Origin of the sequence: Arthrobacter ramosus (assembly GCF_039535095.1) — a bacterium.
In the GTDB taxonomy this organism is placed as follows: domain Bacteria; phylum Actinomycetota; class Actinomycetes; order Actinomycetales; family Micrococcaceae; genus Arthrobacter; species Arthrobacter ramosus.
In genome coordinates this window covers 3,205,206-3,229,509 of sequence record NZ_BAAAWN010000001.1, presented here as the reverse complement: position 1 = coordinate 3,229,509, position 24,304 = coordinate 3,205,206, and the positions used below count along the sequence as shown (strand labels likewise).

General features: G+C 64.8%; 27 protein-coding genes. 23 read left to right on the top strand and 4 right to left on the bottom strand.

Translation table 11 applies throughout. The annotated features are described in order from the left end of the window. Window positions 1-153 precede the first annotated feature (153 nt). A complete protein-coding gene (rbfA, locus tag ABD742_RS14970; RefSeq protein WP_234753096.1) occupies window positions 154-663 on the top strand; it encodes a 30S ribosome-binding factor RbfA in 510 nt (169 codons plus the stop codon). Window positions 664-779: 116 nt separating this feature from the next. Next, window positions 780-1,265 carry a nucleoside deaminase gene (locus ABD742_RS14965; protein WP_234753097.1) on the top strand — a complete coding sequence of 162 codons (486 nt, stop codon included), beginning with the start codon at window positions 780-782 and terminating at the stop codon, window positions 1,263-1,265. 45 nt (window positions 1,266-1,310) lie between these two features. Here ABD742_RS14965 and ABD742_RS14960 read toward each other — a convergent pair whose 3' ends face one another. Beyond that, window positions 1,311-2,465: a pyridoxal phosphate-dependent aminotransferase gene (locus ABD742_RS14960; protein WP_234753098.1), complete on the bottom strand. Its 1,155-nt coding sequence runs from the start codon at window positions 2,463-2,465 to the stop codon at window positions 1,311-1,313. Between the two features lie 86 nt (window positions 2,466-2,551). Here ABD742_RS14960 and truB point away from each other — a divergent pair, with 86 nt between their 5' ends. The 9 genes from truB (at window position 2,552) to ABD742_RS14915 (ending at window position 11,431) form a co-directional block, all read left to right on the top strand. After that, window positions 2,552-3,472: a tRNA pseudouridine(55) synthase TruB gene (truB, locus tag ABD742_RS14955; RefSeq protein ID WP_234753099.1), complete on the top strand. Its 921-nt coding sequence runs from the start codon at window positions 2,552-2,554 to the stop codon at window positions 3,470-3,472. 2 nt (window positions 3,473-3,474) lie between these two features. Then, window positions 3,475-3,828 (top strand): hypothetical protein, encoded by a 354-nt coding sequence (locus ABD742_RS14950; RefSeq protein ID WP_234753100.1) that lies wholly within the window; start codon window positions 3,475-3,477, stop codon window positions 3,826-3,828. A 2-nt stretch (window positions 3,829-3,830) separates the two neighbouring features. Continuing rightward, window positions 3,831-4,280, top strand: a complete 450-nt coding sequence (locus ABD742_RS14945; protein ID WP_372460967.1) for a hypothetical protein — start codon at window positions 3,831-3,833, stop codon at window positions 4,278-4,280. A gap of 117 nt (window positions 4,281-4,397) precedes the next feature. Then, the gene (locus tag ABD742_RS14940; RefSeq protein ID WP_234753102.1) at window positions 4,398-5,381 is read left to right on the top strand and encodes a bifunctional riboflavin kinase/FAD synthetase; all 984 of its coding nucleotides are present in this window, start codon (window positions 4,398-4,400) and stop codon (window positions 5,379-5,381) included. A 9-nt stretch (window positions 5,382-5,390) separates the two neighbouring features. After that, complete coding sequence (kynA, locus tag ABD742_RS14935; protein ID WP_234753103.1) at window positions 5,391-6,245, top strand: tryptophan 2,3-dioxygenase; 855 nt, start codon at window positions 5,391-5,393, stop codon at window positions 6,243-6,245. Between the two features lie 188 nt (window positions 6,246-6,433). Beyond that, window positions 6,434-6,703 carry a 30S ribosomal protein S15 gene (rpsO, locus tag ABD742_RS14930; protein WP_028266602.1) on the top strand — a complete coding sequence of 90 codons (270 nt, stop codon included), beginning with the start codon at window positions 6,434-6,436 and terminating at the stop codon, window positions 6,701-6,703. 254 nt (window positions 6,704-6,957) lie between these two features. After that, window positions 6,958-9,210: a polyribonucleotide nucleotidyltransferase gene (locus ABD742_RS14925; RefSeq protein ID WP_234753104.1), complete on the top strand. Its 2,253-nt coding sequence runs from the start codon at window positions 6,958-6,960 to the stop codon at window positions 9,208-9,210. A gap of 153 nt (window positions 9,211-9,363) precedes the next feature. Next, a complete protein-coding gene (locus tag ABD742_RS14920; protein WP_234753105.1) occupies window positions 9,364-10,707 on the top strand; it encodes a M16 family metallopeptidase in 1,344 nt (447 codons plus the stop codon). A 262-nt stretch (window positions 10,708-10,969) separates the two neighbouring features. After that, window positions 10,970-11,431, top strand: coding sequence for a DUF1579 family protein (locus ABD742_RS14915; RefSeq protein WP_234753106.1), 462 nt, complete (start codon window positions 10,970-10,972; stop codon window positions 11,429-11,431). 25 nt (window positions 11,432-11,456) lie between these two features. Here ABD742_RS14915 and ABD742_RS14910 read toward each other — a convergent pair whose 3' ends face one another. From ABD742_RS14910 to moaA, 3 genes are all read right to left on the bottom strand, one after another. Then, complete coding sequence (locus tag ABD742_RS14910; protein WP_234753107.1) at window positions 11,457-11,750, bottom strand: hypothetical protein; 294 nt, start codon at window positions 11,748-11,750, stop codon at window positions 11,457-11,459. Between the two features lie 79 nt (window positions 11,751-11,829). Beyond that, window positions 11,830-12,096, bottom strand: coding sequence for a MoaD/ThiS family protein (locus tag ABD742_RS14905; protein WP_234753108.1), 267 nt, complete (start codon window positions 12,094-12,096; stop codon window positions 11,830-11,832). A gap of 4 nt (window positions 12,097-12,100) precedes the next feature. After that, window positions 12,101-13,231, bottom strand: a complete 1,131-nt coding sequence (gene moaA / locus ABD742_RS14900) for a GTP 3',8-cyclase MoaA (protein WP_234753109.1) — start codon at window positions 13,229-13,231, stop codon at window positions 12,101-12,103. A 178-nt stretch (window positions 13,232-13,409) separates the two neighbouring features. Here moaA and ABD742_RS14895 point away from each other — a divergent pair, with 178 nt between their 5' ends. The 12 genes from ABD742_RS14895 (at window position 13,410) to ABD742_RS14840 (ending at window position 24,236) form a co-directional block, all read left to right on the top strand. Further along, window positions 13,410-14,141 carry a response regulator transcription factor gene (locus tag ABD742_RS14895; RefSeq protein WP_234753177.1) on the top strand — a complete coding sequence of 244 codons (732 nt, stop codon included), beginning with the start codon at window positions 13,410-13,412 and terminating at the stop codon, window positions 14,139-14,141. After that, entirely contained in the window at window positions 14,128-15,396 is a 1,269-nt protein-coding gene (locus tag ABD742_RS14890) for a sensor histidine kinase (RefSeq protein WP_234753110.1), read from the top strand. The genes ABD742_RS14895 and ABD742_RS14890 overlap by 14 nt, the downstream gene beginning before the upstream one ends. Further along, a complete protein-coding gene (locus tag ABD742_RS14885; protein WP_234753111.1) occupies window positions 15,393-16,952 on the top strand; it encodes a molybdopterin-dependent oxidoreductase in 1,560 nt (519 codons plus the stop codon). Before ABD742_RS14890 ends, ABD742_RS14885 begins: the two co-directional genes overlap by 4 nt. Window positions 16,953-16,998: 46 nt before the next feature. Continuing rightward, window positions 16,999-18,219, top strand: coding sequence for a molybdopterin molybdotransferase MoeA (locus ABD742_RS14880; RefSeq protein ID WP_234753112.1), 1,221 nt, complete (start codon window positions 16,999-17,001; stop codon window positions 18,217-18,219). Further along, window positions 18,207-18,812, top strand: a complete 606-nt coding sequence (gene moaC / locus ABD742_RS14875; protein WP_372460968.1) for a cyclic pyranopterin monophosphate synthase MoaC — start codon at window positions 18,207-18,209, stop codon at window positions 18,810-18,812. Before ABD742_RS14880 ends, moaC begins: the two co-directional genes overlap by 13 nt. Then, the gene (locus ABD742_RS14870; RefSeq protein ID WP_234753113.1) at window positions 18,809-19,309 is read left to right on the top strand and encodes a MogA/MoaB family molybdenum cofactor biosynthesis protein; all 501 of its coding nucleotides are present in this window, start codon (window positions 18,809-18,811) and stop codon (window positions 19,307-19,309) included. Before moaC ends, ABD742_RS14870 begins: the two co-directional genes overlap by 4 nt. Continuing rightward, the gene (locus ABD742_RS14865) at window positions 19,299-19,754 is read left to right on the top strand and encodes a molybdenum cofactor biosynthesis protein MoaE (RefSeq protein WP_234753114.1); all 456 of its coding nucleotides are present in this window, start codon (window positions 19,299-19,301) and stop codon (window positions 19,752-19,754) included. The genes ABD742_RS14870 and ABD742_RS14865 overlap by 11 nt, the downstream gene beginning before the upstream one ends. 90 nt (window positions 19,755-19,844) lie before the next feature. Continuing rightward, window positions 19,845-20,603, top strand: coding sequence for a 4-hydroxy-tetrahydrodipicolinate reductase (dapB, locus tag ABD742_RS14860; RefSeq protein ID WP_234753115.1), 759 nt, complete (start codon window positions 19,845-19,847; stop codon window positions 20,601-20,603). 4 nt (window positions 20,604-20,607) lie between these two features. Then, window positions 20,608-21,096: a hypothetical protein gene (locus ABD742_RS14855; protein ID WP_234753116.1), complete on the top strand. Its 489-nt coding sequence runs from the start codon at window positions 20,608-20,610 to the stop codon at window positions 21,094-21,096. A 60-nt stretch (window positions 21,097-21,156) separates the two neighbouring features. Beyond that, window positions 21,157-21,519: a hypothetical protein gene (locus ABD742_RS14850; protein WP_234753117.1), complete on the top strand. Its 363-nt coding sequence runs from the start codon at window positions 21,157-21,159 to the stop codon at window positions 21,517-21,519. 86 nt (window positions 21,520-21,605) lie between these two features. Then, complete coding sequence (gene dapA / locus ABD742_RS14845) at window positions 21,606-22,517, top strand: 4-hydroxy-tetrahydrodipicolinate synthase (protein WP_234753118.1); 912 nt, start codon at window positions 21,606-21,608, stop codon at window positions 22,515-22,517. 27 nt (window positions 22,518-22,544) lie between these two features. After that, window positions 22,545-24,236 (top strand): ribonuclease J, encoded by a 1,692-nt coding sequence (locus ABD742_RS14840; protein WP_234753119.1) that lies wholly within the window; start codon window positions 22,545-22,547, stop codon window positions 24,234-24,236. The last annotated feature ends 68 nt before the right edge of the window (window positions 24,237-24,304 follow it).

Genomic DNA, 24,304 nt, shown 5'->3' with positions numbered 1-24,304 from the left:
CAACGTCTAACGACGTTAGCCGCCCAGCTCCGGCAGGCCCGATGCCACTCCCGGGCCCCCATCATGGCTCCAAACGGCCGCCGGGAAACCCGACGGTTCCGTCGTAAACTCGCCTTAGGGCGTGGCTAAGTTTTCTATATCCAGGAGGATGTCATGGCTGATCCGGCACGCGCTGCCAAGTTGGCGCAGCGGATTAAGGTTGTTGTTGCTGAGGCACTGGGCCGGCGGATCAAGGATCCTCGGGTTGAGGGCATCACTATCACCGATGCCCGCGTCACCAACGATCTTCAGCACGCCACCGTGTACTACACCGTCTTCGGTGACGAAGCCGCTCATTCGGATGCTGTTCGGGCGTTGGAGAAGGCCAAGGGTGTTTTGCGGCAGGAAGTGGGCCGGAACATCACCGTGCGGCTGACTCCTACCTTGGAATTCGTTGCCGACCTCATTCCGGTCAACGCCTCGAACCTTGAGGAGCTGTTGCGCACCGCCAAGCAGCGCGACGCCGAGGTGGCCGCGCTGGCCGCCGGCGCCAAGCACGCAGGCGATGCGGACCCGTACAAGAGCGATTCCCCGCAGGATGCGGACATCGACGAAGACGACTTTGATGAAGAAGACATCGACCTCCGTGCCGATGAAGACATCGACGAAGACAGCGGCAAGTAGCCCGGCGCTTCCCGGGTGGGACCGGATCCGCAGTTCTTAGGACTGCCGGATCCGGTCCTTCTTGTTTAACCGTGAAAAGCAGGGCCAAATTGATGGGCCGTCGCTAAGATCGGAGCATGTCGGCGCACGATTCAGCTCAGAGTCCCGAAGACTACCTCGAACACGCCCTGCAGCTCGCGGTGCAGAACGTGGCCGACGGCGGCGGCCCTTTCGGCGCCGTCGTGGTCACCCCGGACGGACGGCTCCATGACGGCGTCAACCGGGTCACCCGCGACAACGACCCCACAGCGCACGCCGAAGTGGTGGCCATCCGGCGGGCTGCGTCTGAACTGGGAAGCTTCGATCTCAGCGGCTCGGTGCTCTACTCAAGCTGCGAACCATGCCCTTTGTGCCTCTCCGCCGCCCTATGGGGCCGCGTAAGCCGGGTCTACTTTGCCGCGGATCGGCACGGGGCCGCAGCCGCAGGCTTCGACGATGCGGTGTTCTACGAATATTTCGACGGCAACAGGCCTGAACTGTTGCCCGTCCAACATAAGGAGGTCGCCGCATCGGAGGCTCCTTTCGATGCCTGGCGCGGGCACAAAAACCGGACCGCATACTGAAAGCGGCGGCCGCCAAGCAAAGCGCCGGGCCCTAAAGCGCCGGCCCTAAACGCGCTCCGGAAGCCGCCCGACGCCGTCGAGCAGTTGCTGCTGATCACCGCACAACGCGATCCTGATCCACCCCTCGCCGATGGAACCGAACGCGGTGCCCGGCGCCACCGCCACTCCGGAATCCCTGAGGAACAGACGCACCCAAGTTCGCACGTCGCCGCCGCTCACATGGGAGACGTCCGCCCAGAGATAGAAAGCCCCCTGCGCGCCCAGGAAGGGAATGCCCTTTTCCGCAAGCACTGCCGAGGCGGCGTCGCGGTTGGAACGGTAATGCTCCCGCGCGGCGTCCACATAGTCCTGCGGGCCGGTCAGCGCCGCGACCGCAGCATACTGGGAAGGTGAAGCCACGCAGGAAACGATCGCTTCCATGACGTTGTTCATCCTCCGTTCCAGGCCCGGAGGGCAAACGAGCGCGCCGATCCGCAGTCCCGTCAGCCCATACGTTTTGGACAAAGTCAGGGACGTGAAGACCCGCGCCTCCCCGGGAACGGTGCTGTCGAAGCGGGCGGGACTCGTGTGCGGAACATCGAAGGTGAAGGCTTCGTAGCATTCATCCGAAATGATCCACAAATCGTGTTTGACGGCCAATTCCACGAGCTGGCGCGTCGTTTCCTCGCAGATCACCACGCCCAGGGGATTGGACGGGGAATTAAGGACCAACACTTTGGTCCGGGGCGTGATCAGTGCCTCGATGTCCTCGATGCGGGGTTGGAACTCGTGCTCGGGGTAGAGCGGATACCGCACCGGGACGGCGTGCAGCAAATGGCTCGTCATGGCAAAAGTGGGATAGCCGGGGTTGGGAATCAGGATCTCGTCTCCGGGGGAGAGGAGCAGGCTCATGGCGAAGTGCAGTCCCTGCTGGGCTCCGTCCACGACGTACACGCGCTCTGCCCCGACGTCCACCTTGTTGTGCGCCCGGAACCGATCGGCAAAGGCCTCACGCAGGGCCGGGATACCGGCATTGGGGGTGTAGTTGGTCTCGTCCCTGTCCAGGCACGCGATCCCCGCGTCCAGGATGTGGCGGGGCAGCGCGAAGCCGGGCTCGCCGATGCTGAGGACAATCGCCCCGGGGGTGCTCCACGCGGCCTCGGTGATCTCGCGGATCTGGTTCACGGGCACTTCGTCGACGTGTGCGGCAAGCTCAGGCATGGGAGCCATCTTAGCCGCGGTCCCGGACCGTTCAGGGAAGCCGCGGGCCGCAGGATGCATGCCCCGGCGCGGATATACTGGGAGGCGTGCTTTCTGGACTGGTAATCGTTGACAAGCCGCAAGGATGGACCAGCCACGATGTGGTTGGACGGATGCGGCGACTGGCCGGTACCCGGAAAGTGGGCCATGCAGGGACCCTGGACCCCATGGCCACCGGGGTGCTTGTGATTGGTATCAACAAGGCCACGCGACTGTTGACGTACATCGTCGGCACCTCCAAGACGTACTCCGCCACCATCCGGCTCGGCGAATCAACCATCACGGACGATGCCGAAGGCGACATCACCGAAAGCCGCAGCGCCGCCGGGGTCACCGAGGAAGCCATCCGCGCCGGCGTCGCGCAGCTCAGTGGCGAGATCCAGCAGGTTCCCAGCAGCGTCAGCGCCATCAAGGTCAACGGCGAACGGTCCTACGCGCGCGTGCGTTCGGGGCAAGAGGTCAAGCTCGCCGCCCGGCCCGTGACCATCCACCGTTTCGAGATCCACGCCATCCGGAGGGTCGACGACGGCAGGGTGGTGGACATCGACGTGACCGTCGAGTGCTCCTCGGGCACCTACATCCGCGCGCTGGCACGCGACCTTGGCGCGGCTCTCGGCGTCGGCGGCCATCTCACGGCGCTGCGCCGCACCCAAGTGGGGCCCTACACCCTGGAGCAGGCCCGCACCCTCGATCAGCTTGCCGAGGAACTGGAAGTCCTCGACATGTCCGCCGCGGCCCGCGCGCTCATGCCGAACCGGGAGTTGAGCGACGCCGAAGCCACCGAGATCTCCTTTGGCCGCAGGATCGCGGCGGGACCCGCTGCCGGCACGGCCGACGCGGCCACCGCCGAGAACCCGGCGGCGGCGTTTTCACCGTCAGGGGAACTCGTGGCGTTGGTGGCCGATGCGGGGAGTTTCGCCAAGCCCGTCCTGGTGTTCGCGCCTGACAACGAAAAGCAGGCACACTAGCCATGGACGGATACTTTTACGCCGTCCTGGTAGTGGGTTTGCTGTCCACCATCATTTGCGTCGTGGCGGGCATCATGAAGAAGGCCCCCAACGACGTCACCATACTGTCCGTTGCCGCCGTCGAACTCGTCTTGCTGGTCTATCTGGTGGGATCGATCATCCGTGTGGCGATGGGTGAAAAGATCGCGGGGGAGCCCTGGGAATTCTGGGGTTACATCATCACGGCGCTCATCCTCCCTGTCGTCGCGGTGTACTGGTCCATCCTGGAACGGACCCGTTGGAGCAATTTCGTCATGGGCGCCGTGGGCGTCACCGCATTGGTCATGGCGGCCCGCATGAACCAGATCTGGTACTGACATTGGAAGAAGCACACGAAGTGACTGTTGAAACCACCGAGAAAAAGAACCGGGACACCCGCAATACCGGGCCCGGGAGGCTGCTGATTGCGGTCTACGCGGTTTTCGCGATCTCGGCCACGGCCCGTGCGGGCTATCAGATCCTGACCAAGTTCCCGGATGCTCCCCTGGCCCACATCCTCTCGGCCTTCGCCGCCGTGGTGTACATCGTGGCCACAGTCTCCCTTGCGAAGCCGGGCCGCACGTGGTTCAAGGTATCGCTGGCGGCCGTCCTCGTGGAGATGGTCGGAGTGGTGGTGGTTGGCGCCATCAGCCTTTTCGATCCTGTGGCTTTCCCGCACGACACCGTGTGGTCCTTGTTCGGACGCGGATACGGCTTTGTACCGTTGATCCTGCCGGTCCTGGGCCTGTTGTGGCTCTACCGTCGGCGCCCGGCACGGCTCCCGCACTAGAAATCGGGGCCCTGCCACCCGGGCATGCCAGCCCCGGGATAGCGGGTAACCTTAGAGAATTCCGGCGCCGGACCAGGCACCGGGCATAGCGAATACCAGCAGTAAAAGGCGAGGTTGATGGTCCACATCTGGAACGATCCCACCGAGGTCCCCGAGGATTTCGGTCCCAGCGTCGTTACCATCGGCAACTTTGACGGCGTCCACCGCGGACACCAGCAGGTGCTGACGCAGCTTCTGCGCACAGCAGGGCAGCATGCCGCGCGGTCCGTCGTCGTGACGTTCGATCCCCACCCGGCCCTGGTCCACCGGCCCGACTCCGCACCGGAGCTCCTCATGGGTCTGCAGGACAAACTCGATGCCCTGGCCGACACGGGCGTGGACGCCGTCCTCGTCATGAAATACAACCTCACGCTTGCGGCCATGACACCCGAGGAATTCGTCGTCACCGTCCTGCTCGACGGGCTTCACGCGGCACACGTTGTTGTGGGCCACGATCTCCGTTTCGGCGTGGGAAATTCCGGCGACGTCGGCACTATGCAGGAATTGGGCAAGAAACTCGGATTCGGCGTCCACGTGGTCAACGAGTTCGGCGCGGAAGGCTTTCCGGTACACGACGACGGCGGCACGGACCGCCGCTGTTCCTCCACTTGGGTGCGCGAGGCTCTCGCCGAGGGCGACGTCGAGACCGCGGCCGCCGTCCTTGGCCGCCCGCACAGGATGCGCGGCGAAGTAGTCCACGGCGCTGCGCGTGGACGCGCCCTGGGCTTTCCCACGGCGAACCTGGACCACGGCGCCACGGGCTACGTCCCCGCGGATGGAATCTACGCCGGCTGGCTCGTGGACGAATCCGGAACCCGCTGGCCCGCAGCGATTTCGGTGGGTTCCAACCCCACGTTCGACGGCGTGAGCCGCCAGGTGGAAGCCCACGTGATCGACCGTCCGGAGGAGGCAGTGGAGGACTTCAACCTCTACGGCCAGACCGTCGTGGTGGAATTCACGGCGCGGCTCCGGGGCATGGTGGCCTACCGCGGACCCGAGGCCCTGGTAGAGCAGATGCGGCTGGACGTCGTCCAGGCCCACGATCTCCTGCTGGACAAGTAGCCCCGCACCGTGAGCGTTGAGAAGAACACCCGGCCACTCGACGAAGGCATCGTCAAGGATTTCAGCTCACGCATGAGCTACGGCTCCTACCTGCAGCTGCCCTTGCTGCTCAGCGCCCAGCAACCTGTCAGCCAGCCCGAGCACCATGACGAGCTCTTGTTCATCATCCAACACCAAACCACCGAGCTTTGGCTGAAGCTGGTCCTGCACGAGCTCCGCAGCGCGGCGGCCTGGCTGCGCCAGGACGACCTCGGCTCCGCGCTCAAGGCCATCGCACGGGTCAAGCACATCCAGAAGACGCTCACCGAGCAATGGTCGGTGCTCGCCACGCTCACCCCCACCGAGTACTCCCAGTTCCGCGGCTTCCTGGGCAATGCCTCCGGGTTCCAGTCGAGCCAATACCGCGCTGTCGAGTTCATCCTCGGCAACAAGAACGCCAAGATGTTGCCGGTGTTCGAATCGGATCCGGAGTCCAGGACCATGCTGGAGGAGCTCCTGAACGCCCCGAGCATCTACGACGAATTCCTGGCTTACCTGGACCGGCACGGCTACGACGTTCCACGGTCCGTCCTGGACCGGGATGTGACCCATGCCCACGAGTTCGCCCCTGAGCTCTTGCCCCTCTTCAAGCACATCTACGAACACGCGGCAGACAACTGGCCGGCCTACGAAGCGTGCGAGGAACTGGTGGACCTGGAAGACAACTTCCAGTTGTGGCGCTTCCGGCACCTCCGTACTGTGCAGCGGACCATCGGCATGAAGACGGGAACCGGAGGTTCAAGCGGCGTTTCCTTCCTGAAGAAGGCGCTCGATTTGACGTTCTTCCCTGAGCTTTTCGCCGTCCGGACCGAGATCGGGCAGTGAGTGGCGCTCCTCTTTGAGGAGGGTCACACGGCAGCTTTCGACAAGATTGCCGGGCTGCCGGTAAACTGAGGGATGGATCCGGCTGCAGTCCGTGGCGGCTGGACCTGTTTTGTGTGCGGTCATCGGCACATCACAACCCGGCAGCGAGGCGCTGAATCGGGACGCGCGGCACAACTCTAGGAGTTCACGTGGCACTTGAAGCCGCTGTTAAGCAGTCCATCATCGAGGCATACGCAACGTCCAAGGGCGACACTGGTTCGCCGGAGGTCCAGATTGCAGTCCTGACTCAGCGGATCAAGGATCTGACTGAGCACATGAAGGAGCACAAGCACGACTTCCACACCCAGCGCGGTCTGCTGGCTATGGTTGGTCGTCGCAAGCGCATGCTGGGCTACCTCAAGAAGACTGACATTGCCCGCTACCGTGCGCTCATCGAGCGCCTCGGCCTGCGCCGCTAGTTTGACTTCGGGCGGCCCGATCCTCCGCGGACCGGGCCGCCTTTTCTCCATAACTAAATCCAACACTTAACAGGAGTTCAACCGCATCGCGCATTCGCGGTCCTCGGTAGTGATCCCCGGGAACAGCCTTCTGTGATGAAGGCGCAGCCCGTGGGTCTCGATCGATGACCGGGTGTCGTACAGACCAGGAACAGACGCTGGCCTGGGTCGATGCGGGAGGACTTCCGCTAAACAAGAAACGGAGGTGACTCTCAATGGAGGGTCCCGAAATCCAGTTCTCAGAAGCCATCATCGACAACGGCCGCTTCGGCAAGCGTGTTATCCGCTTCGAAACCGGCCGCCTCGCCAAGCAGGCAGCCGGCGCCGCGATGGTCTACATCGACGAAGACACCGCACTGCTGTCCGCAACCACCGCAGGCAAGTCCCCGCGTGAAGGCTTCGACTTCTTCCCGCTGACCGTCGACGTCGAAGAGCGCATGTACGCCGCCGGCCGCATCCCGGGCTCGTTCTTCCGCCGTGAAGGACGCCCGTCCACCGAAGCAATCCTGGCTTGCCGCCTCATGGACCGCCCGCTGCGCCCCGCGTTCGTCAAGGGCCTGCGCAACGAGGTCCAGATCGTCGTCACCGTCCTGGCGATCAACCCGGACGAGCTCTACGACGTGGTGGCCATCAACGCCTCGTCCATGTCCACCCAGCTCTCCGGACTCCCGTTCTCCGGCCCGATCGGTGGCGTCCGCGTCGCCCTCGTCGCCGACGAACAAGGCACCGAATGGGTTGCTTTCCCGAAGCACTCCCAGCTTGAGAACGCCGTCTTCAACATGGTTGTTGCCGGCCGCATCGCCGGTGACGACGTCGCCATCATGATGGTCGAAGCCGAAGCCACCGACAACTCCTGGAACCTCATCAAGGAACAGGGCGCCACCGCTCCCACCGAAGAGGTCGTTTCCGAGGGCCTCGAGGCCGCCAAGCCGTTCATCAAGGCCCTGTGCGAGGCCCAGGCTGACCTGGCCGCCCGCGCTGCCAAGCCGACGGTCGAGTTCCCGGTCTTCCTGGACTACCAGGATGACGCCTACGCTGCTGTTGAAGCTGCCGCTGCCGAGAAGCTTGCTGCTGTCTTCCAGATCGCCGACAAGCAGGACCGCGACAACGCCTCCGACGAACTCAAGGACGAGGTCCTCGGTGCCCTCGCCGGCGAGTTCGACGGCCGCGAGAAGGAACTGTCCGCAGCTTTCCGCTCCCTGACCAAGCAGGTTGTCCGCCAGCGCATCCTCAAGGACCAGATCCGCATCGACGGCCGTGGCCTGACGGACATCCGCCAGCTGACTGCCGAGGTAGAGGTCCTGCCGCGCGTTCACGGTTCCGCCATCTTCGAACGCGGCGAAACCCAGATCATGGGTGTCACCACGCTGAACATGCTCAAGATGGAACAGCAGATCGACTCGCTGTCTCCCGTCACGCGCAAGCGCTACATGCACAATTACAACTTCCCGCCGTACTCCACCGGCGAGACCGGCCGCGTCGGTTCCCCGAAGCGCCGCGAAATCGGCCATGGCGCACTCGCCGAGCGCGCCCTGGTTCCGGTGCTGCCGTCCCGCGAGGAATTCCCGTACGCCATCCGCCAGGTGTCCGAGGCCCTCAGCTCCAACGGTTCGACGTCGATGGGTTCCGTCTGCGCCTCCACGCTGTCCCTGCTCAACGCAGGTGTGCCGCTGAAGGCCGCTGTTGCCGGTATCGCCATGGGCCTGGTTTCCGACCAGGTTGACGGCCAGACCCGCTACGCCGCCCTGACCGACATCCTCGGCGCCGAAGACGCTTTCGGCGACATGGACTTCAAGGTTGCCGGTACGTCCGAGTTCGTCACGGCCATCCAGCTCGACACCAAGCTCGATGGCATCCCGGCATCGGTCCTGGCTGCAGCCCTGAAGCAGGCCCGCGAAGCCCGCCTGCACATCCTGGACGTCATCAACGCCGCTATCGACACTCCGGACGAGCTCTCCGAGTTCGCACCGCGCGTGATCGCCGTCAACATCCCCGTTGACAAGATCGGTGAGGTCATTGGCCCCAAGGGCAAGATGATCAACCAGATCCAGGAAGACACCGGCGCCGACATCTCCATCGAGGACGACGGCACGGTCTACATCGGCGCTACCAACGGTCCGTCTGCAGAAGCAGCCCGCGCCGCGATCAACGCCATCGCCAACCCGCAGGTCCCGGAAATCGGTGAGCGTTACCTGGGCACGGTCGTCAAGACCACCACCTTCGGTGCGTTCGTTTCCCTGACCCCGGGCAAGGACGGCCTGCTGCACATCTCCGAGCTGCGCAAGCTGGCCAGCGGCAAGCGCGTGGACAACGTCGACGACGTCGTCTCCGTGGGCCAGAAGATCCAGGTCGAGATCACCAAGATCGACGACCGCGGCAAGCTCTCCCTCTCCCCGGTTGTGGCCGAGGAAGAAGGCGCCGCCTCTGAAGAAGCTCCCGCCGAAGAGGCTGAAGTTTCCGCCGAGTAGCCTGAACCGGCAAACACGCGGCAGGACCGGTGGACATGTCCACCGGTCCTGCCCGGTTTAACAACGAATTCCCGTCCCGCGGGCGGTGCGCCCGCTGGTACGATTGCAGCCAGATTTGGCACCCGTGATTTCCCGCAGAACTGAAAGGTCTTGATGACTGTCGTACCCCTCCCATTGGCGCAGACCGTGCCCGGCGGCGAATTGATCCATGGCGCCGAAGGCGGCTCCATTGTCCGGCGTTCAGTGCTTCCGGGAGGCGTCCGGGTGCTCACTGAGGCCATGCCCGGGCAGCGTTCGGCAACCATCGGATTCTGGGTGGGAGTCGGCTCCCGGGACGAGGCAGACGGCCAGCACGGCTCCACCCACTTCCTCGAGCACCTCCTGTTCAAAGGCACCAGGAAGCGCACCGCCCTCGAGATCGCGTCTGCTTTCGACGAGGTCGGCGGTGAATCGAATGCGGCCACGGCGAAGGAAAGCACGTGCTACTTTGCTCGGGTACTGGACACGGACCTCCCCATGGCCATCGACGTCATTGCCGACATGATCACCGGCGCTGTGCTGGATCCTTCGGAACTTGAACAGGAACGCGACGTGATCCTTGAGGAAATCGCCATGGACAGCGATGACCCCACCGACGTCGCACATGAAAACTTCGTGGCCGCCGTACTCGGCGTGCATCCGCTGGGACGCCCGATCGGTGGCACCCCTGCCGCCATCAAGGCCGTGTCCCGCGATTCCGTGTGGGCACACTACCAGCGCTACTACCGGCCGGACGAAATCGTCATCACCGCGGCGGGCGGCCTGGACCACGACGTCGTTTGCCGGCTCGTGGTCGATGCCTTGCGGACTGCCGGGTGGGAGCTGAAGGACACCGCTGCCCCCGTTGAGCGCCGTTCCACCGAGCGGGCGGATATCACGGGTACCGCAGGGCTGCATGTGATCAAGCGTCCCGTGGAGCAAGCCAACATCATCATGGGTTGCCCCTCGATCGTGGCTACCGACGATCGGCGCTTCGTGATGAGCGTCCTGAACGCGGTCCTTGGCGGTGGCATGTCTTCGCGCCTCTTCCAGGAGATCCGCGAAAAGCGGGGCCTCGTCTATTCCACCTATTCCTTTGCCTCCGCCTACGCGGACGCAGGCTACTTCGGCATGTACGCAGGCTGCACGCCGTCGAAGGTCAAGCAGGTTCTGGAACTTCTGGGCGCCGAACTGGACAAGCTCGCCTCTGACGGAATCACGGACGAGGAACTGCGCAAGGCCGTGGGCCAATTGTGCGGCGGAATCGTCCTGGCCCTTGAAGACACCGGATCCCGGATGTCCCGCCTTGGCCGCGCCGAACTCGTCTCCGGCGAATTCCAGGACATCGATGAAACGCTGGCCCGCATCAAGGCCGTCACCGCCGATCAGGTCCAGGAACTCGCCCGGGTGCTCGCCGAAGCCCCCCGCACCGTGACCGTCGTCGGGCCCTTCGAGGAAACAGAGACCTTCGGCCTCTAGGGGACATGTCCCGCGTTGGAGCCTAGGAGTGGACATAGCCCTCATATGTCCATTCCTGGCCTGGTACAGGGGGCATGTCCGGTGGGGAACATTGCACCGCACAGGGGACATGTCCCCCGCTGGAGCCTAGGAGTGGACATAGCCCTCATATGTCCATTCCTGGTTTGGAAGAGGGGGCATGTCCGGCGTGGGGAAGGCTGGACGTGCCTGCTCGATCGGGAACATGATGGTGACGTATCCATCGTCTTGCGCAGGAGTCGCCATGAACGAGCCATTGAAGAGTCATGCACACACTGCGTTGGAGGCGTTCCTAGGGCATTGGCGGGGGAGTACCGAGCTCTCGGCGTCGCCGTGGGGACCGGCCCGGACCGCCGACGCCGAAGTGACTTTCTCGCGCGCGGCAGGAGGTTACGCCTTGGTTCAGAGCTACCGGCACATTGAGCCCGATGGCACCCATTTCGAGGGGCACGGTGTCTTTACCGTTGACCCGGACCACGGGGACACCTTGTGGTACTACGTGGACAGCATGGGCCGGCCACCCGAAGCTCCGGCCCGGGGGCATTGGCAGGACGGCACACTGCGGCTTGAGCGGCGCAGCCCTCGCGGGACCGCGAGGCACACTTTCAAGGTGGACGGTGGCGTGCTGACCCACATGGCGGAACTGAGGCTCGGGGATGCCCCGACGTTCAGCCCGTTCATGATCTCTGTCTGCAGGCGCGTCTAAGGCCCACATCCAGCAGGCACGGCATTCAGAGGATCCTGGCCTCCATCGACTCAACGATCCGCGCATCGGGCATGCCGTCGAGCGAGGCCGGCCGTCCAGGTCCACTCCACACCTTTGTCCGCAAGGTGTTCAGCATTGATTCAGCTTGCTCCCGCTCGGCGAAATCAAGCTCGATCAAGACGCGCTGCGAATCGTCCACGGGCCGGAAGACCCTGAAGGAAACAACGCCGGAGCCTGCGCGATCTGCCGGATCCGAGTCGAACGACCGCTTCCATGCGCCGAAGTCGTTCACAGCGTGTTCGATCAGGAGGGTGTACATGGCTGTTCCTTTGCTGTTGCGCGGATAGGCACAGCGTAGGCTCATTCGACCCGGGGAACCACTCTTCGCCGTGGCCGGCTTAGCCCCCGGCAAACGGCGGGAGGACGTCGACGACGTCGTCCGCACCGAGAGCGGCCGAACGGTCGCGGACTGCCACCTCATTGCGCAGGAAGCTGCTGCGCGAAATGATCCGGGCCAGGGGCGGTGTTCCGGCCGGTGGTTCCGGACGTTCGACGGCGAGCACTGCCGCGATCAGTCCGTCGAGGCCGGTTCCTTCCGGAAGATCGTGGTGTTCCTCTTCGACGCCTGCCGCGGCGCGCGCGGCAGCGAAGTATCTTACGAGCAAAGTCCTACCCTCCGATGGCGCTCATGCTACGGTCCGGCTGGACGAAGTCGGGTGCGCCGAGCCCGGTGTGGTCCATGCCGTGTGCCTTGGGCTTGATCCACATGGCGTCCTGCCAGCGTTGGGCGAGTTCCTCGTCGTCCGCTCCGGAGCGAAGTAGTCCCAATAGGTCGAATTCCTCGCGGGAGAACAAGCAGCTCATAATCTTGCCTTCGGCGGTAATCCTTGTGCGCCGGCAATCGGAACAGAACGGTTCGGTGACGGAGGCGATGATGCCGACGGTGCCCAGAAGCGGACCCGTGGCTTCGGCAGATGCCGGGTCCCGCTGTCGTACTTCAAACCGTTCCGCCGGTGCGCCGTCGCGTTCGCGCGGGTCCGGGGTCAGCGCGAAGTCGCGTGAAAGCAGTTCGCGGATCTCGGCTGCGGTGATCATATCCCGCCGGGTCCAACCGTGATCGGCGTCCAGCGGCATTTGCTCGATGAAGCGCAGTTCATAGCCGCGGTCCAAAGCCCAGGCCAGGAGCTCAGGCGACTCGACGTCGTTGATTCCCCGCATGAGGACGGCATTGATCTTGACCGGACCCAGGCCTGCAGCCCAGGCGGCATCGACGCCGGCCAGCACCTTGCCCAGGAAGGGGCGCCTGGTCAGCTTCGTGAACGTTTCTTCGTGGAGGGAGTCGAGGGACACGTTGATGCGCGTAAGCCCGGCTTCCTTGAGCCCTGCCGCCTTCTTGTCGAGTCCGACGCCGTTGGTTGTCATGGAGATCGGCAGGTCGGGGTGCGCCTCGCGGAGGGCCGAGATGATGTCCACGAGGTCGGCACGCACCAAGGGCTCGCCTCCCGTGAGGCGAAGTTCGCGGACCCCGAGTTGTTCGACGCCGATCCGCACTAGCCGGACAATCTCGGCGGCGGTCATGACGGCCTGTTTGGACAACCATTCGAGGCCCTCGGCCGGCATGCAGTAAGTACACCGGAGGTTGCATTTGTCGGTCAGGGACAAGCGCATATCGGTGGCCCGGCGTCCGTAACGGTCGAACAGACCCGGGGGAGTTCCGGCAGGGCGCGGCGGGGGCGCAGACACGCTGCTTCCCGTCCCGTCGCCCGCAGGGGGCAACGGCATGCCTAGCTGAACACTCATGGGTTCAGGCTACGCCAGGCAACGCCCGAGCGTGATATCGCCCACCGGTCATGTTCGTCGTCCGCTCCCGGGGAAGGCAACGCAAGACGTGACTTCTTACGGAATGCAAACGGTTGGCCCTGCGGCGCCCGGAACCCGTACCACGGGCACCACGCGAATCTATGCTGAAGGTGTGAACATGCAGACCGGCCCGCACGCTGCCGAACTCGGCAATCGGCGCATTCTTCTCGTCGAAGACGAACAGACCATCGCCGACGTCGTCCGGGACTACCTGGTCCAGGCAGGTTTCCAGGTCGATCTCGCGGGCGACGGCTTCACGGCGCTGAGCCTCGCGGCCGCCAGACGGCCCGACCTTGTCATCCTGGACCGGATGCTGCCCGGACTGGACGGCGTGGAAGTGTGCCGCAGGCTGCGCCTCGCCATGAGCGTCCCCATCATCATGGTCACAGCCCTCGGCACGGAAGACGACCGGATCCTGGGCCTGGAAACCGGAGCGGACGACTACGTTACCAAGCCCTTCTCACCCCGCGAGCTGGTCCTCCGGGTGAAGTCCGTGTTGCGCCGGAGCATCCGGGAATTCAGCCCGGAACCTCCCGTGGAGCTCGCCGGCTTCGAATTGGATCCGGCCTCGCGCACAGTGCTCCAGGACGGCAAACCCCTGATGCTTACGGTGCGTGAGTTCGATCTGCTGGCGTTCCTGCTCCGTCGGCCCAACCAAGTGTTCAGCCGCGAGGATCTCATCAAGGCAGTCTGGGGCTGGGACTTCGGGGATTTGTCCACCGTGACGGTCCACGTCCGGCGCTTGCGCGAAAAGATCGAGGACAATCCGACCACCCCGGTGCTGCTCAGGACGGTCTGGGGAGTCGGTTATCGATTTGACGCGAAGGAAGGTGGACATGCAGGCAGCTGAAATGTTCACGATCCTGGGCTGGATGCTGCTGTGGGCTGTCCTCATCGGCGCGTTGACCCTTGCCTTGCTGCGTTTCCTGCGCGGCGCGTCGATCCTGGTGCAGATTTGCCTCGTGGTGGTGGCCACCGTTGCTGTTCTCGTGGCAGGGATGGTGAGCGCCTTCAATGCGATGTTCATTTCCGCCGTGGACCTCGAAGTCATGTGGTACATCCTCGGGGTGGCCTCGGTCGTGGCGATCGCGATTTCCCTGGTCCTCGGGGCCGGGGTGTCCCGCAACGCCATCCGCCTTGTGGCGGCAACGCGACGCCTCGGCAGCGGAGAAGCCCTCGATGGCTCGTTCCTGCAGCAATCAGCATCGCGGCGGGCCGGACCGGCAATGAACTCCGAGCTTGCCCAGCTCGCCCAGGAACTCGAAGCGAGCAGCATCAAACTCGAGGAATCCCGGCGACGGGAAGCCGCCGTCGAAACCGCCCGCCGCGAACTGGTCTCCTGGATCTCGCACGACCTCCGGACCCCCTTGGCCAGCATGCGGGCCATGGCCGAAGCGCTGGAAGACGGCATGGCCTCCGACGTCCCCGCGTACTACCGCAAGATCATCGCCCAGACGGACCAGATGGCGGTCATGGTCAACGACCTCCTGGAACTATCCAAAATCCAGGCCGGAACGCTCCGGCTGAGCGCTGAATCCCTGGACCTCTACGACCTCGTGAGCGACGCCATCGCCGATCTCGCGCCGCTCGCCGCCCAGCGCGGCATCCGGCTCGACGGCGGCGGCGACCGCGAGTGCATGGCCGTCGCGGACGGCCCCAGCCTGGGAAGGGCCGTCCGGAACGTGCTGCTCAACGCTATTATCTACAGCCGGCCCGACGGCGGGGTCCTGGTTCGCGTCGGACGCGACGGAAGCGACGCCGTCGTCGACGTCGTGGACAGCTGCGGCGGCATCGACGACGAGGATCTCGCCCACGTTTTCGAGACCGGTTGGCAAAAGGACCGTTCCCGGGGAGCGGGAATGCCCGTCGAAGGGGGTCCGCCGCGATACAGCGGGGCAGGCGTAGGGCTCAGCATGGTGGCGGGCATTGTGAAGGCGCATGGCGGCACTGTCACGGTGGCGAACACGGGCGAGGGCTGCCGTTTCACGCTCCGCCTTCCCTCGGGGGCACGGGCAACCCCATCCCGCACCGAAGTATTTCCGATACAGACAGTTCCCGCGGACACCATTCCGGCAGAGAGCCCCAAACAGGCAGGCACATCATGAGCAGGACCACTTCGAAGAAAGCCGGTACCAGGACGGCGGCCCGATGGGCGGCGGCGTGCGGCGTGGTGGCCATCGGACTCGGGGTGGCGGCCGGCGAGTTGCTGGCTGGGTTCCTGAGCCCGTCCGTCTCGCCCGTTACCGCGTTGGGCGGTGTGGTGATCGACGCCGTGCCGGGCTGGGCCAAGGAACTGGCCGTCAACCTTTTCGGCACCGCCGACAAACTTGCCCTGATCGTCAGCATCGCCCTGGTGACCCTGGTCCTCGCAGCGGTCGCCGGCCTCCTGGAGTATCGGCGAAAGGGAGCGGGGCTCGCGCTTGCCTTGCTCGCTGGAGCGGCGGGGCTGGCCGCCGTGCTGACCCGTGCCCAAGCCGCGCCCACTGCGGCAATAGCCCCCGTCGTAGCCACTGTAGTCACCATGCTTTTCCTCCGGCTCCTGATCCAGCGGCTCGAAACCTTGCGACCCGTGCCCGAAGCAGCCGACATGCCATTGGCCCGCCGAAGCTTTATGCAATTGCTGGGTGGAAGCGCGATCGCAGCGGCGGCGGCAGGGATCGTGACGACAGTGGTGCGCAGGGCAGGAACAGTGGCATCCGATTTCCGTCGCGGGGTGGCCCTTCCCGCCCCGGTGACTCCTCCGCAGAAGGTTCCCGACGGCGCTGCGCTCACCTTGGCGGGTCTGCAGCCGCTCGTCACACCGAACCCCGACTTCTACCGGATCGACACTGCGCTGATCCCGCCAGCCGTGAATCCGCCGGACTGGACCCTCAAGGTGACCGGTTTGGTGGAGCGCGAAGTCCAGTTGGATTTCGCCACGCTGCTGAGCAAGCCGATGATCGAGCGCTACGTGACCATCGCTTGCGTGTCCAACGAAGTCGGCGGAGACCTGATCGGCAACGCCCTCTGGCTGGGCTGGCCGGTCCGCGAACTCCTCGCCATGGCCCGGCCCAAGCCCGGGGCGGACATGGTGCTGTCCCGCAGTACTGACGGCTGGACTGCGGGGACCCCCCTCGAAGCGCTCACCGACAATCGCGACGCGATCCTCGCCGTCGGAATGAACGGCGAACCGTTGCCGCTGGAGCACGGCTTCCCCGTGCGGATGGTCGTCCCGGGCCTCTATGGATATGTTTCGGCCACCAAATGGCTGACGGAACTGAAGGTCACGCGTTTCGCTGACGACCAGGGCTACTGGGTTCCGCGCGGTTGGAGCGACCACGGTCCCATCAAGACGCAGTCCCGTATCGATGTGCCCCGGGACGGCCGCTCGGTCAAGGCCGGAACGGTCCAGTTCGGCGGTGTCGCCTGGGCTCAACACCGTGGCGTTTCCCGGGTGGAGTTGCGCGTCGACCGGGGCAATTGGCAGGAAGCCAAGCTCGCCCCGGGGATCTCCTCGGACACGTGGTACCAATGGCAGCTGGGCCTTGAGTTGGGCCCGGGGAACCATGAAGTCCAGGTCCGTGCTACCGATGCCACGGGTACGCCGCAGCCCGAAGCCCGAACCCCTGTGGCACCGGACGGCGCCACGGGGTTCCACACCATCCATGTCACCGCCAACTGACACTAGGCTGAGTAGGTCTGAGCGAAACAACCCGGGAGGAACCCTCGTGGCACGATCCGTCGCAGCCCACCGCCAAGCCGTCCAGGAGCTGCTGTCCGGCCTTGCGGACCACGAGAGCACCGAGAAGCTGCCGTTGATAGCGGCACTCGGCCGGGTACTTGCCGCCGACGTCTTGGCCCCGCTCAGCCTGCCGCCCTTCGCCAACTCCCAGATGGACGGTTTTGCGGTCCGCGCAGCGGACCTTGCGCCTCACGCAGGGAGCGACGTCGGTGCAGAGCTGACGGTAGTGGATCCCGTCCCGGCCGGCGCGGCTCCGGTGCGACTCATACCCGGCACAGCGGCCCCGATCATGACCGGCGCCATGATGCCCGAGGGCGCCGACGCCGTCGTGCCTATCGAACAGGCGGTGCCTGATGTCTTCCCTGCGCCCGGGGTGGCAGCAACAGTCCGCCTTCCGACGACCGAGCCGGGGACGTTCGTCCGCGACGCCGGGAGCGACATCTCCGCGGGAACCGTTGCCTTGCGTGCGGGAACTGCCCTCGGTCCCGGGCAGCTGGGGCTGCTCGCTGCCTTGGGGATGACCGCCGTCGAGGTCCGGACCCCCGTGCACGTGCTTCTGGTGACCACCGGCGATGAAGTCGTGGAACCCGGTACGTCCCTGCCGGAAGGCAAGATTTACGATTCCAACGGAACCCTGCTCGAAGCCGCCATGCTGCAGTCCGGCCTCCACGTCACGCGGACGGGAATCAGCGGCGACGATCCCGCTGAGCTGCTGGCGCTCCTCCGCAGCCGGAGTGGGACCATTGATCTCATCGTCAGCACCGGGGGCGTCAGCAAGGGCGCCTACGAAGTGGTCCGGCAGGCGATGAAGGGCCAGCCGGTTGAATTCGTGTCGGTGGCCATGCAACCCGGCGGCCCCCAGGGGATCGGAACGTTCGACGGCCTACCCTTCCTGGGATTCCCAGGCAATCCGGTGAGCTGCCTCGTGTCCTTCGAAATGTTCCTTCGCCCGGCGCTCGCCGCCGTCGTGGGAAGCCCCGCCTTGCGTCCGAGCCTGCAGGCGCGCCTTGCGGAGTCTCTGACCTCGCCCGCCGGTAAGCACCAGGTCCGCCGGGGCACGCTTCTTCCGGGTGGCATGGTCAGGCTTGAAGGGGGCCCCGGCTCCCATCTCATCCATGCGCTCGCCAACTCGAACGCGCTGGTCCAGGTGCCTGCAGCCGTCACGGAACTCGACGCCGGGGCGGAAGTGGAAGTATGGATGTTGTGAATGACACTCCAGACCCCGCAGACGTCGTCGGCGCCCTTACGCATTTGCGCCAGGATGGCGGCGCCCTTACGCATTTGCGCCAGGATGGCGGCGCCCTTACGCATTTGCGCCAGGATGGCACAGCCCAAATGGTCGATGTCTCCGAAAAGGCCGTGACCACGCGGGAGGCCACCGCCACCGCCACCGTCCACAGCACGTCCGAGGTGCTCACCCTGCTCGGCGCCGGTGACCTCCCGAAAGGCGACGCCCTTGCGGTGGCGCGGGTTGCCGGCATCATGGCAGCCAAGAAGACGCCCGAACTCATCCCGCTGTGCCACCCGCTGCCGATTTCCAAGGTCACTGTGGACTTCGAACTCGGCCCCGACACCGTGGTTGTCCTGGCAACGGTGAAGACCAGGGGCGTCACGGGCGTGGAGATGGAAGCTTTGACTGCGGCCTCGGTGGCCGCCTTGAGCGTCTACGACATGATCAAGGCAGTGGATAAGCACGCCGTCATCAGCGGCATCCAGGTGTTGGCCAAGAGCGGCGGAAAGAGCGGCGACTGGGCCCTTCCCGCCTCGGCCGGTGCATCCGGCGAAGGAGCGCCAGCATGAACGCGTGTGAACCCCGCCGTGGTCCGCGGAAGGCCGGCGTCGTCATCGCGTCCAACCGTGCCGCGGCAGGAATCTACGAGGACAAGAGCGGCCCCGTGATCCTGGACTGGTTGGTCGAACACGGCTACGAGACCTTCCCCGTCATGGTGGTCCCGGATGGCGAGCCGGTCGGTGCCGCCATCCGTGCGCTGCTGACCCAGGAACCCGCCGTCGTCATTACCAGCGGCGGCACCGGGCTGAGCCCCGATGACCGCACTCCCGAAGTCACCCTGCCTTTGCTGGATCGCGAAATACCAGGGCTCATGGAAGGCATCCGGCGCGCCGGAGCCGCCAAGACCCCCATGGCGATGCTGAGCCGGGGCCATGCCGGTACAGCCGGGAAGACGTTCATTGTGAACCTGCCGGGTTCGCCGAAGGGCGTGATGGACGGCCTTGCCGTCCTTGATCCCGTCATCGCCCACCTTTGCGATCAATTGGAGGGAAGTCATGACCACTGAAACGGACTTCGAAGTCATCAGCGCGATTCTCAGCGCGGAGCCGATTTCCGTGGACCAGGCCATAGCAGCGGTGGAATCGGACACCGCGGGAGCGGTAGTGAGCTTCAGCGGTGTGGTCCGGAACCACGACGGCGGCAAGCCCGTCGACAGGCTCAGCTACAGCGCCCATCCGACTGCGCACCAGGTCATGGCCGACGTCGTCGCGAAGCTCGTGGCGGAGCACTCCGGGGAGGCTGCCCGGCCTGTCCGTATCTGGGCGGCACACCGGATCGGCATGCTTGAGGTGGGCGAACCTGCGCTCGTTTGCGCGGTTGCAGCCGCACACCGCGGACAAGCTTTCGCAGTGTGCTCGGAGCTTGTGGACAGGATCAAAGCCCAAGTGCCCATCTGGAAGGAACAGTTCTTCAGCGACGGCACCGTCGAGTGGGTCGGGGCCGGCGAGTAGCTGTCGCTTCCCGTCGAAAGACCCCACGTTGGGGCAGCCACCATCCGGGCAGGGCAATCCCGGTGCGCGCCGCCCGGTAGGGTTAAGGGCATGACCGAACAACTTGCTGTCGCCATTCTGGGCGCCCAGGGCCGCATGGGTATCGAAGCCGTCAAAGCGGTGGAGGCAGCCTCCGATATGAAGCTCGTCGCGGCGCTCGGCCGCGGCGATTCCCTTGATAGCTTGCTCGACGCCGGCGCCAAGTATGTCGTCGACCTGACCGTTCCGGACAGCACCGAAGCGAACGTCCGCTTCGCCGTCGAACACGGCATGCATGCTGTTGTCGGGACCACCGGTTGGGACGCCGGGCGGCTCGCGGCGTTGCGCCAGTTGCTGGCGGCGAACCCGGAGTCGGGCGTCCTCATCGCCCCCAACTTCGCCCTCGGCTCCGTCCTCGGCTCGGCCTTTGCCGCCAAGGCCTCCAAGTATTTCGAATCGGTGGAAATCATCGAACTGCACCACCCGAACAAGGTGGACGCTCCTTCGGGCACGGCCGTCCGCACGGCCCAGCTCATTGCCGCCGCCCGCGAAGAAGCCGGCGTCCCTGCAAGCCCGGATGCCACGAACACCGCCCTTGACGGTGCCCGCGGTTGCGATGTAGACGGTGTCCGCGTCCACAGCGTCCGCTTGCGTGGACTCGTGGCACATCAGGAAGTGCTCCTCGGCGGGCCGGGGGAGCAACTGACCATCCGCCACGACTCCTTCGACCGGGCATCCTTCATGCCCGGCGTGTTGCTGGGACTGCGCAATGTGGCGTCCCACCCCGGGCTGACAGTCGGCCTGGACGGCTATCTGGATCTGGGGCTGTAGGCGCATGGGCTCGCTCTGGAACGCATTCAAGGAGAACCGCACCAAGATCTGGGTGGGTGCCGTCACCCTGTTGTTGGTTCTCTACCTCGTGGTCACCTTCGAACGCTCGATCCTGCTGCTCAGTGACGCGAACCTGGTAGCCAAGGCAATCGGCGCTGCCTATCTGGTGCTTCCCCTCATCGGGGCATGGGCGCTGATCCGCGAGCTTGTGTTCGGTGCACGCACGGAGAAGATGGCGAAGGTTCTCGAAGCCGAAGGCGGGCTGCCTGTGGACAACTTGCCCCGCACGCCGGGAGGCCGCATCGTGCGTGCCGCCGCGGACGCCGAGTTTGAGAAGTACCGCGTGGAGGCCGAGGGCGCCCCCGAGGACTGGCGTTCCTGGTTCCGGCTCAGCTGCGCCTACGATGCCGCCGGCGACCGCAAGCGCGCGAGGGAATCCATGCGCGATGCCATGCGCCTCTTCCGCGCTGAGCCCACCGCAGCGGAGCGGTAGCGGCTGTCGCCTCGAAGGAGGCACCTTGTATTCGAATATATGTTCGAATACCATGGCTGCATGAACGATCCTTCGAAGCGGCCGAACGGCTATCCCCAAGGCCTGGATGGGCCCATGAAGGCGATGAGCCCGGGCGTCGTCGATTTCCTCTTCCGGCAGCTTGTGGCGGGGGAGCCGCCTGAAGATGTGCAGTGGCGGCGCGAGGGAACCGTTCTGGGCGAACTGCAGCCGGGCGCCGAACTCGCCAGGCGGCTCGAGGAGACTGACCTCGAATCGTTGACCCCCGTTGAATTGTTCGACTATGTGCGGGCAGCCCAGCGGCTCGGGGCGTGGGCGGACCGCTTGCGGGAGTCTGCGGTTGCCCTGTATTGCTCGCCGGAGGCGCCAGCGAAGCCCGGGCGCCATAGCGACGCTTCAGCCTGAGGCCATGCTCCCATTTCGCTGAATTTGACGACAATCACGCGGGCCCCATTCTCCTAACCCGCAGCTGACAGGGTAACGTTTTTCATATGTCTGACTCTCGTGCGAACGTTCCTGCTCTCGGTACCCTTCTGACCGCCATGGTCACCCCGTTCACCAAGGACGGCGAAGTTGACTACAAGCAGGCAGCGGAACTGGCAGTCAAGCTTGTTGACGACGGCTGCGATGGCTTGGTCGTCACCGGAACAACCGGGGAGACGTCTACGCTCACCGATGAGGAAAACCTCGGCATGTTCCGCGCCGTGAAGGAAGCCGTAGGCGGTCGCGCGGCAATCATCGCGGGAACGGGAACCAATGACACCGCGCACTCGGTGCACCTCTCCCAGGAAGCCGCGAAGCTCGGCGTCGACGGACTCCTGATCGTCACCCCGTACTACAACAAGCCGAGCCAGGCCGGAGTCCGGGCCCACTTCGAGGCCATTGCGTCCGCCACCGAGCTCCCTGTCATGCTCTATGACATTCCCGGACGCTCCTCCATTCAGATCACGCCGGAGACCATGATCGGCCTTGCCTCCCACCCCAATATCGTTGCGGTCAAGGACGCCAAAGCCGATTTTGCCGCGGCCACCCGGGTCATGGCGGAAACCGATCTTCTTTTCTACTCGGGGGACGACGGCCTGACCCTCCAGTGGATGGCCATGGGTGCGGTGGGCCTGATTGGCGTCACCACCCACGTTGTCACCCGCCGTTTCCGTGAGCTCATCGACGCCATCAACTCGAACGACCTTGGCACGGCACGCAAGATCAACTTCGAACTCGAGCCCGTGATCCGTGCAACCATGACCCGGGTCCAAGGCGCCGTCGCCGCCAAACAAATTCTTAAATGGCAGGGAGTCCTGCCCAACTCGGTTGTCCGTTTGCCCCTCGTGGAGCCGGACGCCGCCGAGATCGCAATCATCCGCGAGGACTTGGCGGAAGCTGGAATGGACTTCACTGTCTAGAACGATTCCGCCGGAAAGTAGCGCATTATGACCCAAACCGCCCTTCCCGGACTTGTCACCCCGCCCAAACTTCCGCAGGGAACGCTCCGGATTGTGCCCCTTGGCGGGCTGGGGGAGATCGGTCGCAACATGGCCGTTTTCGAAATCAACGGCAAGCTGCTGGTAGTTGACTGCGGCGTGCTCTTCCCCGAAGAGACCCAGCCGGGTGTTGACCTGATCCTGCCCGATTTCTCGTACATCGAGGACAGGCTGGACGACGTAGTTGCCATCGTCCTGACGCACGGCCACGAAGACCACATCGGAGCTGTGCCGTACCTTCTGCGCCTGCGTCCGGACCTGCCGTTGGTCGGCTCCCAGCTGACGCTTGCCCTCGTTGAGGCCAAGCTCCAGGAACACCGGATCAAGCCGTACACGCTCACGGTCGCCGAAGGACAGGTGGAGCAGTTCGGCCCCTTCGAATGCGAATTCGTTGCCGTCAACCACTCCATTCCGGACGCCTTGGCCGTCTTCATCCGCACCGCCGGCGGCAACGTGCTGCACACAGGCGACTTCAAGATGGACCAGTTGCCCCTCGACGGCCGCATCACGGACCTGCGCCACTTCGCCCGCCTGGGCGAAGAAGGGGTGGACCTGTTCATGGCCGACTCGACCAACGCGGATGTCCCCGGCTTTACCACGGCGGAAAAGGAGATCGGTCCCACCCTGGACCGCTTGTTCGGCCAGGCCAAGAAGCGCATCATCGTTGCGTCCTTCTCCTCGCACGTACACCGCGTCCAGCAGGTGCTTGATGCCGCCGCCAAGCATGGCCGCAATGTCGCCTTCGTGGGCCGTTCCATGGTGCGCAACATGGCTATCGCCGCGAAACTGGGCTACCTTGACGTCCCGCCGGGAATCCTCGTGGACATCAAGAACATCGAGAACCTTCCGGACCACCGCGTAGTCCTGATGTCCACGGGCTCCCAAGGCGAGCCCATGGCAGCGCTGTCCCGCATGGCCAACGGAGACCACCGCGTGGTGGTCGGCCAGGGCGATACAGTCATTCTGGCCTCGAGCCTCATCCCGGGCAACGAGAACGCGGTCTACCGGATCATCAACGGGCTGCTCAAGCTCGGTGCCGACGTCGTCCACAAGGGCAACGCCAAAGTGCACGTCTCCGGCCACGCTGCGGCCGGCGAACTGCTCTACTGCTACAACATCCTCAAGCCCCTGAACGCGATGCCTGTGCACGGCGAAACCCGGCACCTCATCGCCAATGGCAACCTGGCGGAAGAGTCCGGAGTGCCCTCGGACCGCGTCATCCTCAGCGACAACGGCACAGTCATTGACGTCAGGGACCACAAAGCCAACGTGGTGGGCCAGGTGGAAGTTGGCTTCGTCTATGTGGACGGCTCCAGCGTGGGTGAAATCACCGACGCCGACCTCAAGGACCGCAGGATCCTCGGCGACGAGGGCTTCATCTCCGTTATCACCGTGATCAACCGGACCACAGGCAAGATCGTCTCGGGCCCCGAAATCCACGCCCGCGGTGTGGCCGAAGACGATTCCGTCTTTGACGAGATCATCCCCAAGATCAACGCGGCCCTTGAAGACGCAGTGCTCCACCACGCGGACCACACCACCCACCAGCTCCAGCAAGTGGTGCGTCGTGTGATCGGCACGTGGGTCAACCGCAAGCTTCGCCGGCGCCCCATGATCATCCCGTTGGTCTTGGAGGCCTAATCCCGGAGGCCTAGCCCTGCAGGCAGTTCCGGCACAGGCGTCGGTGTCAGGCTCCGAACGGCCCGGTT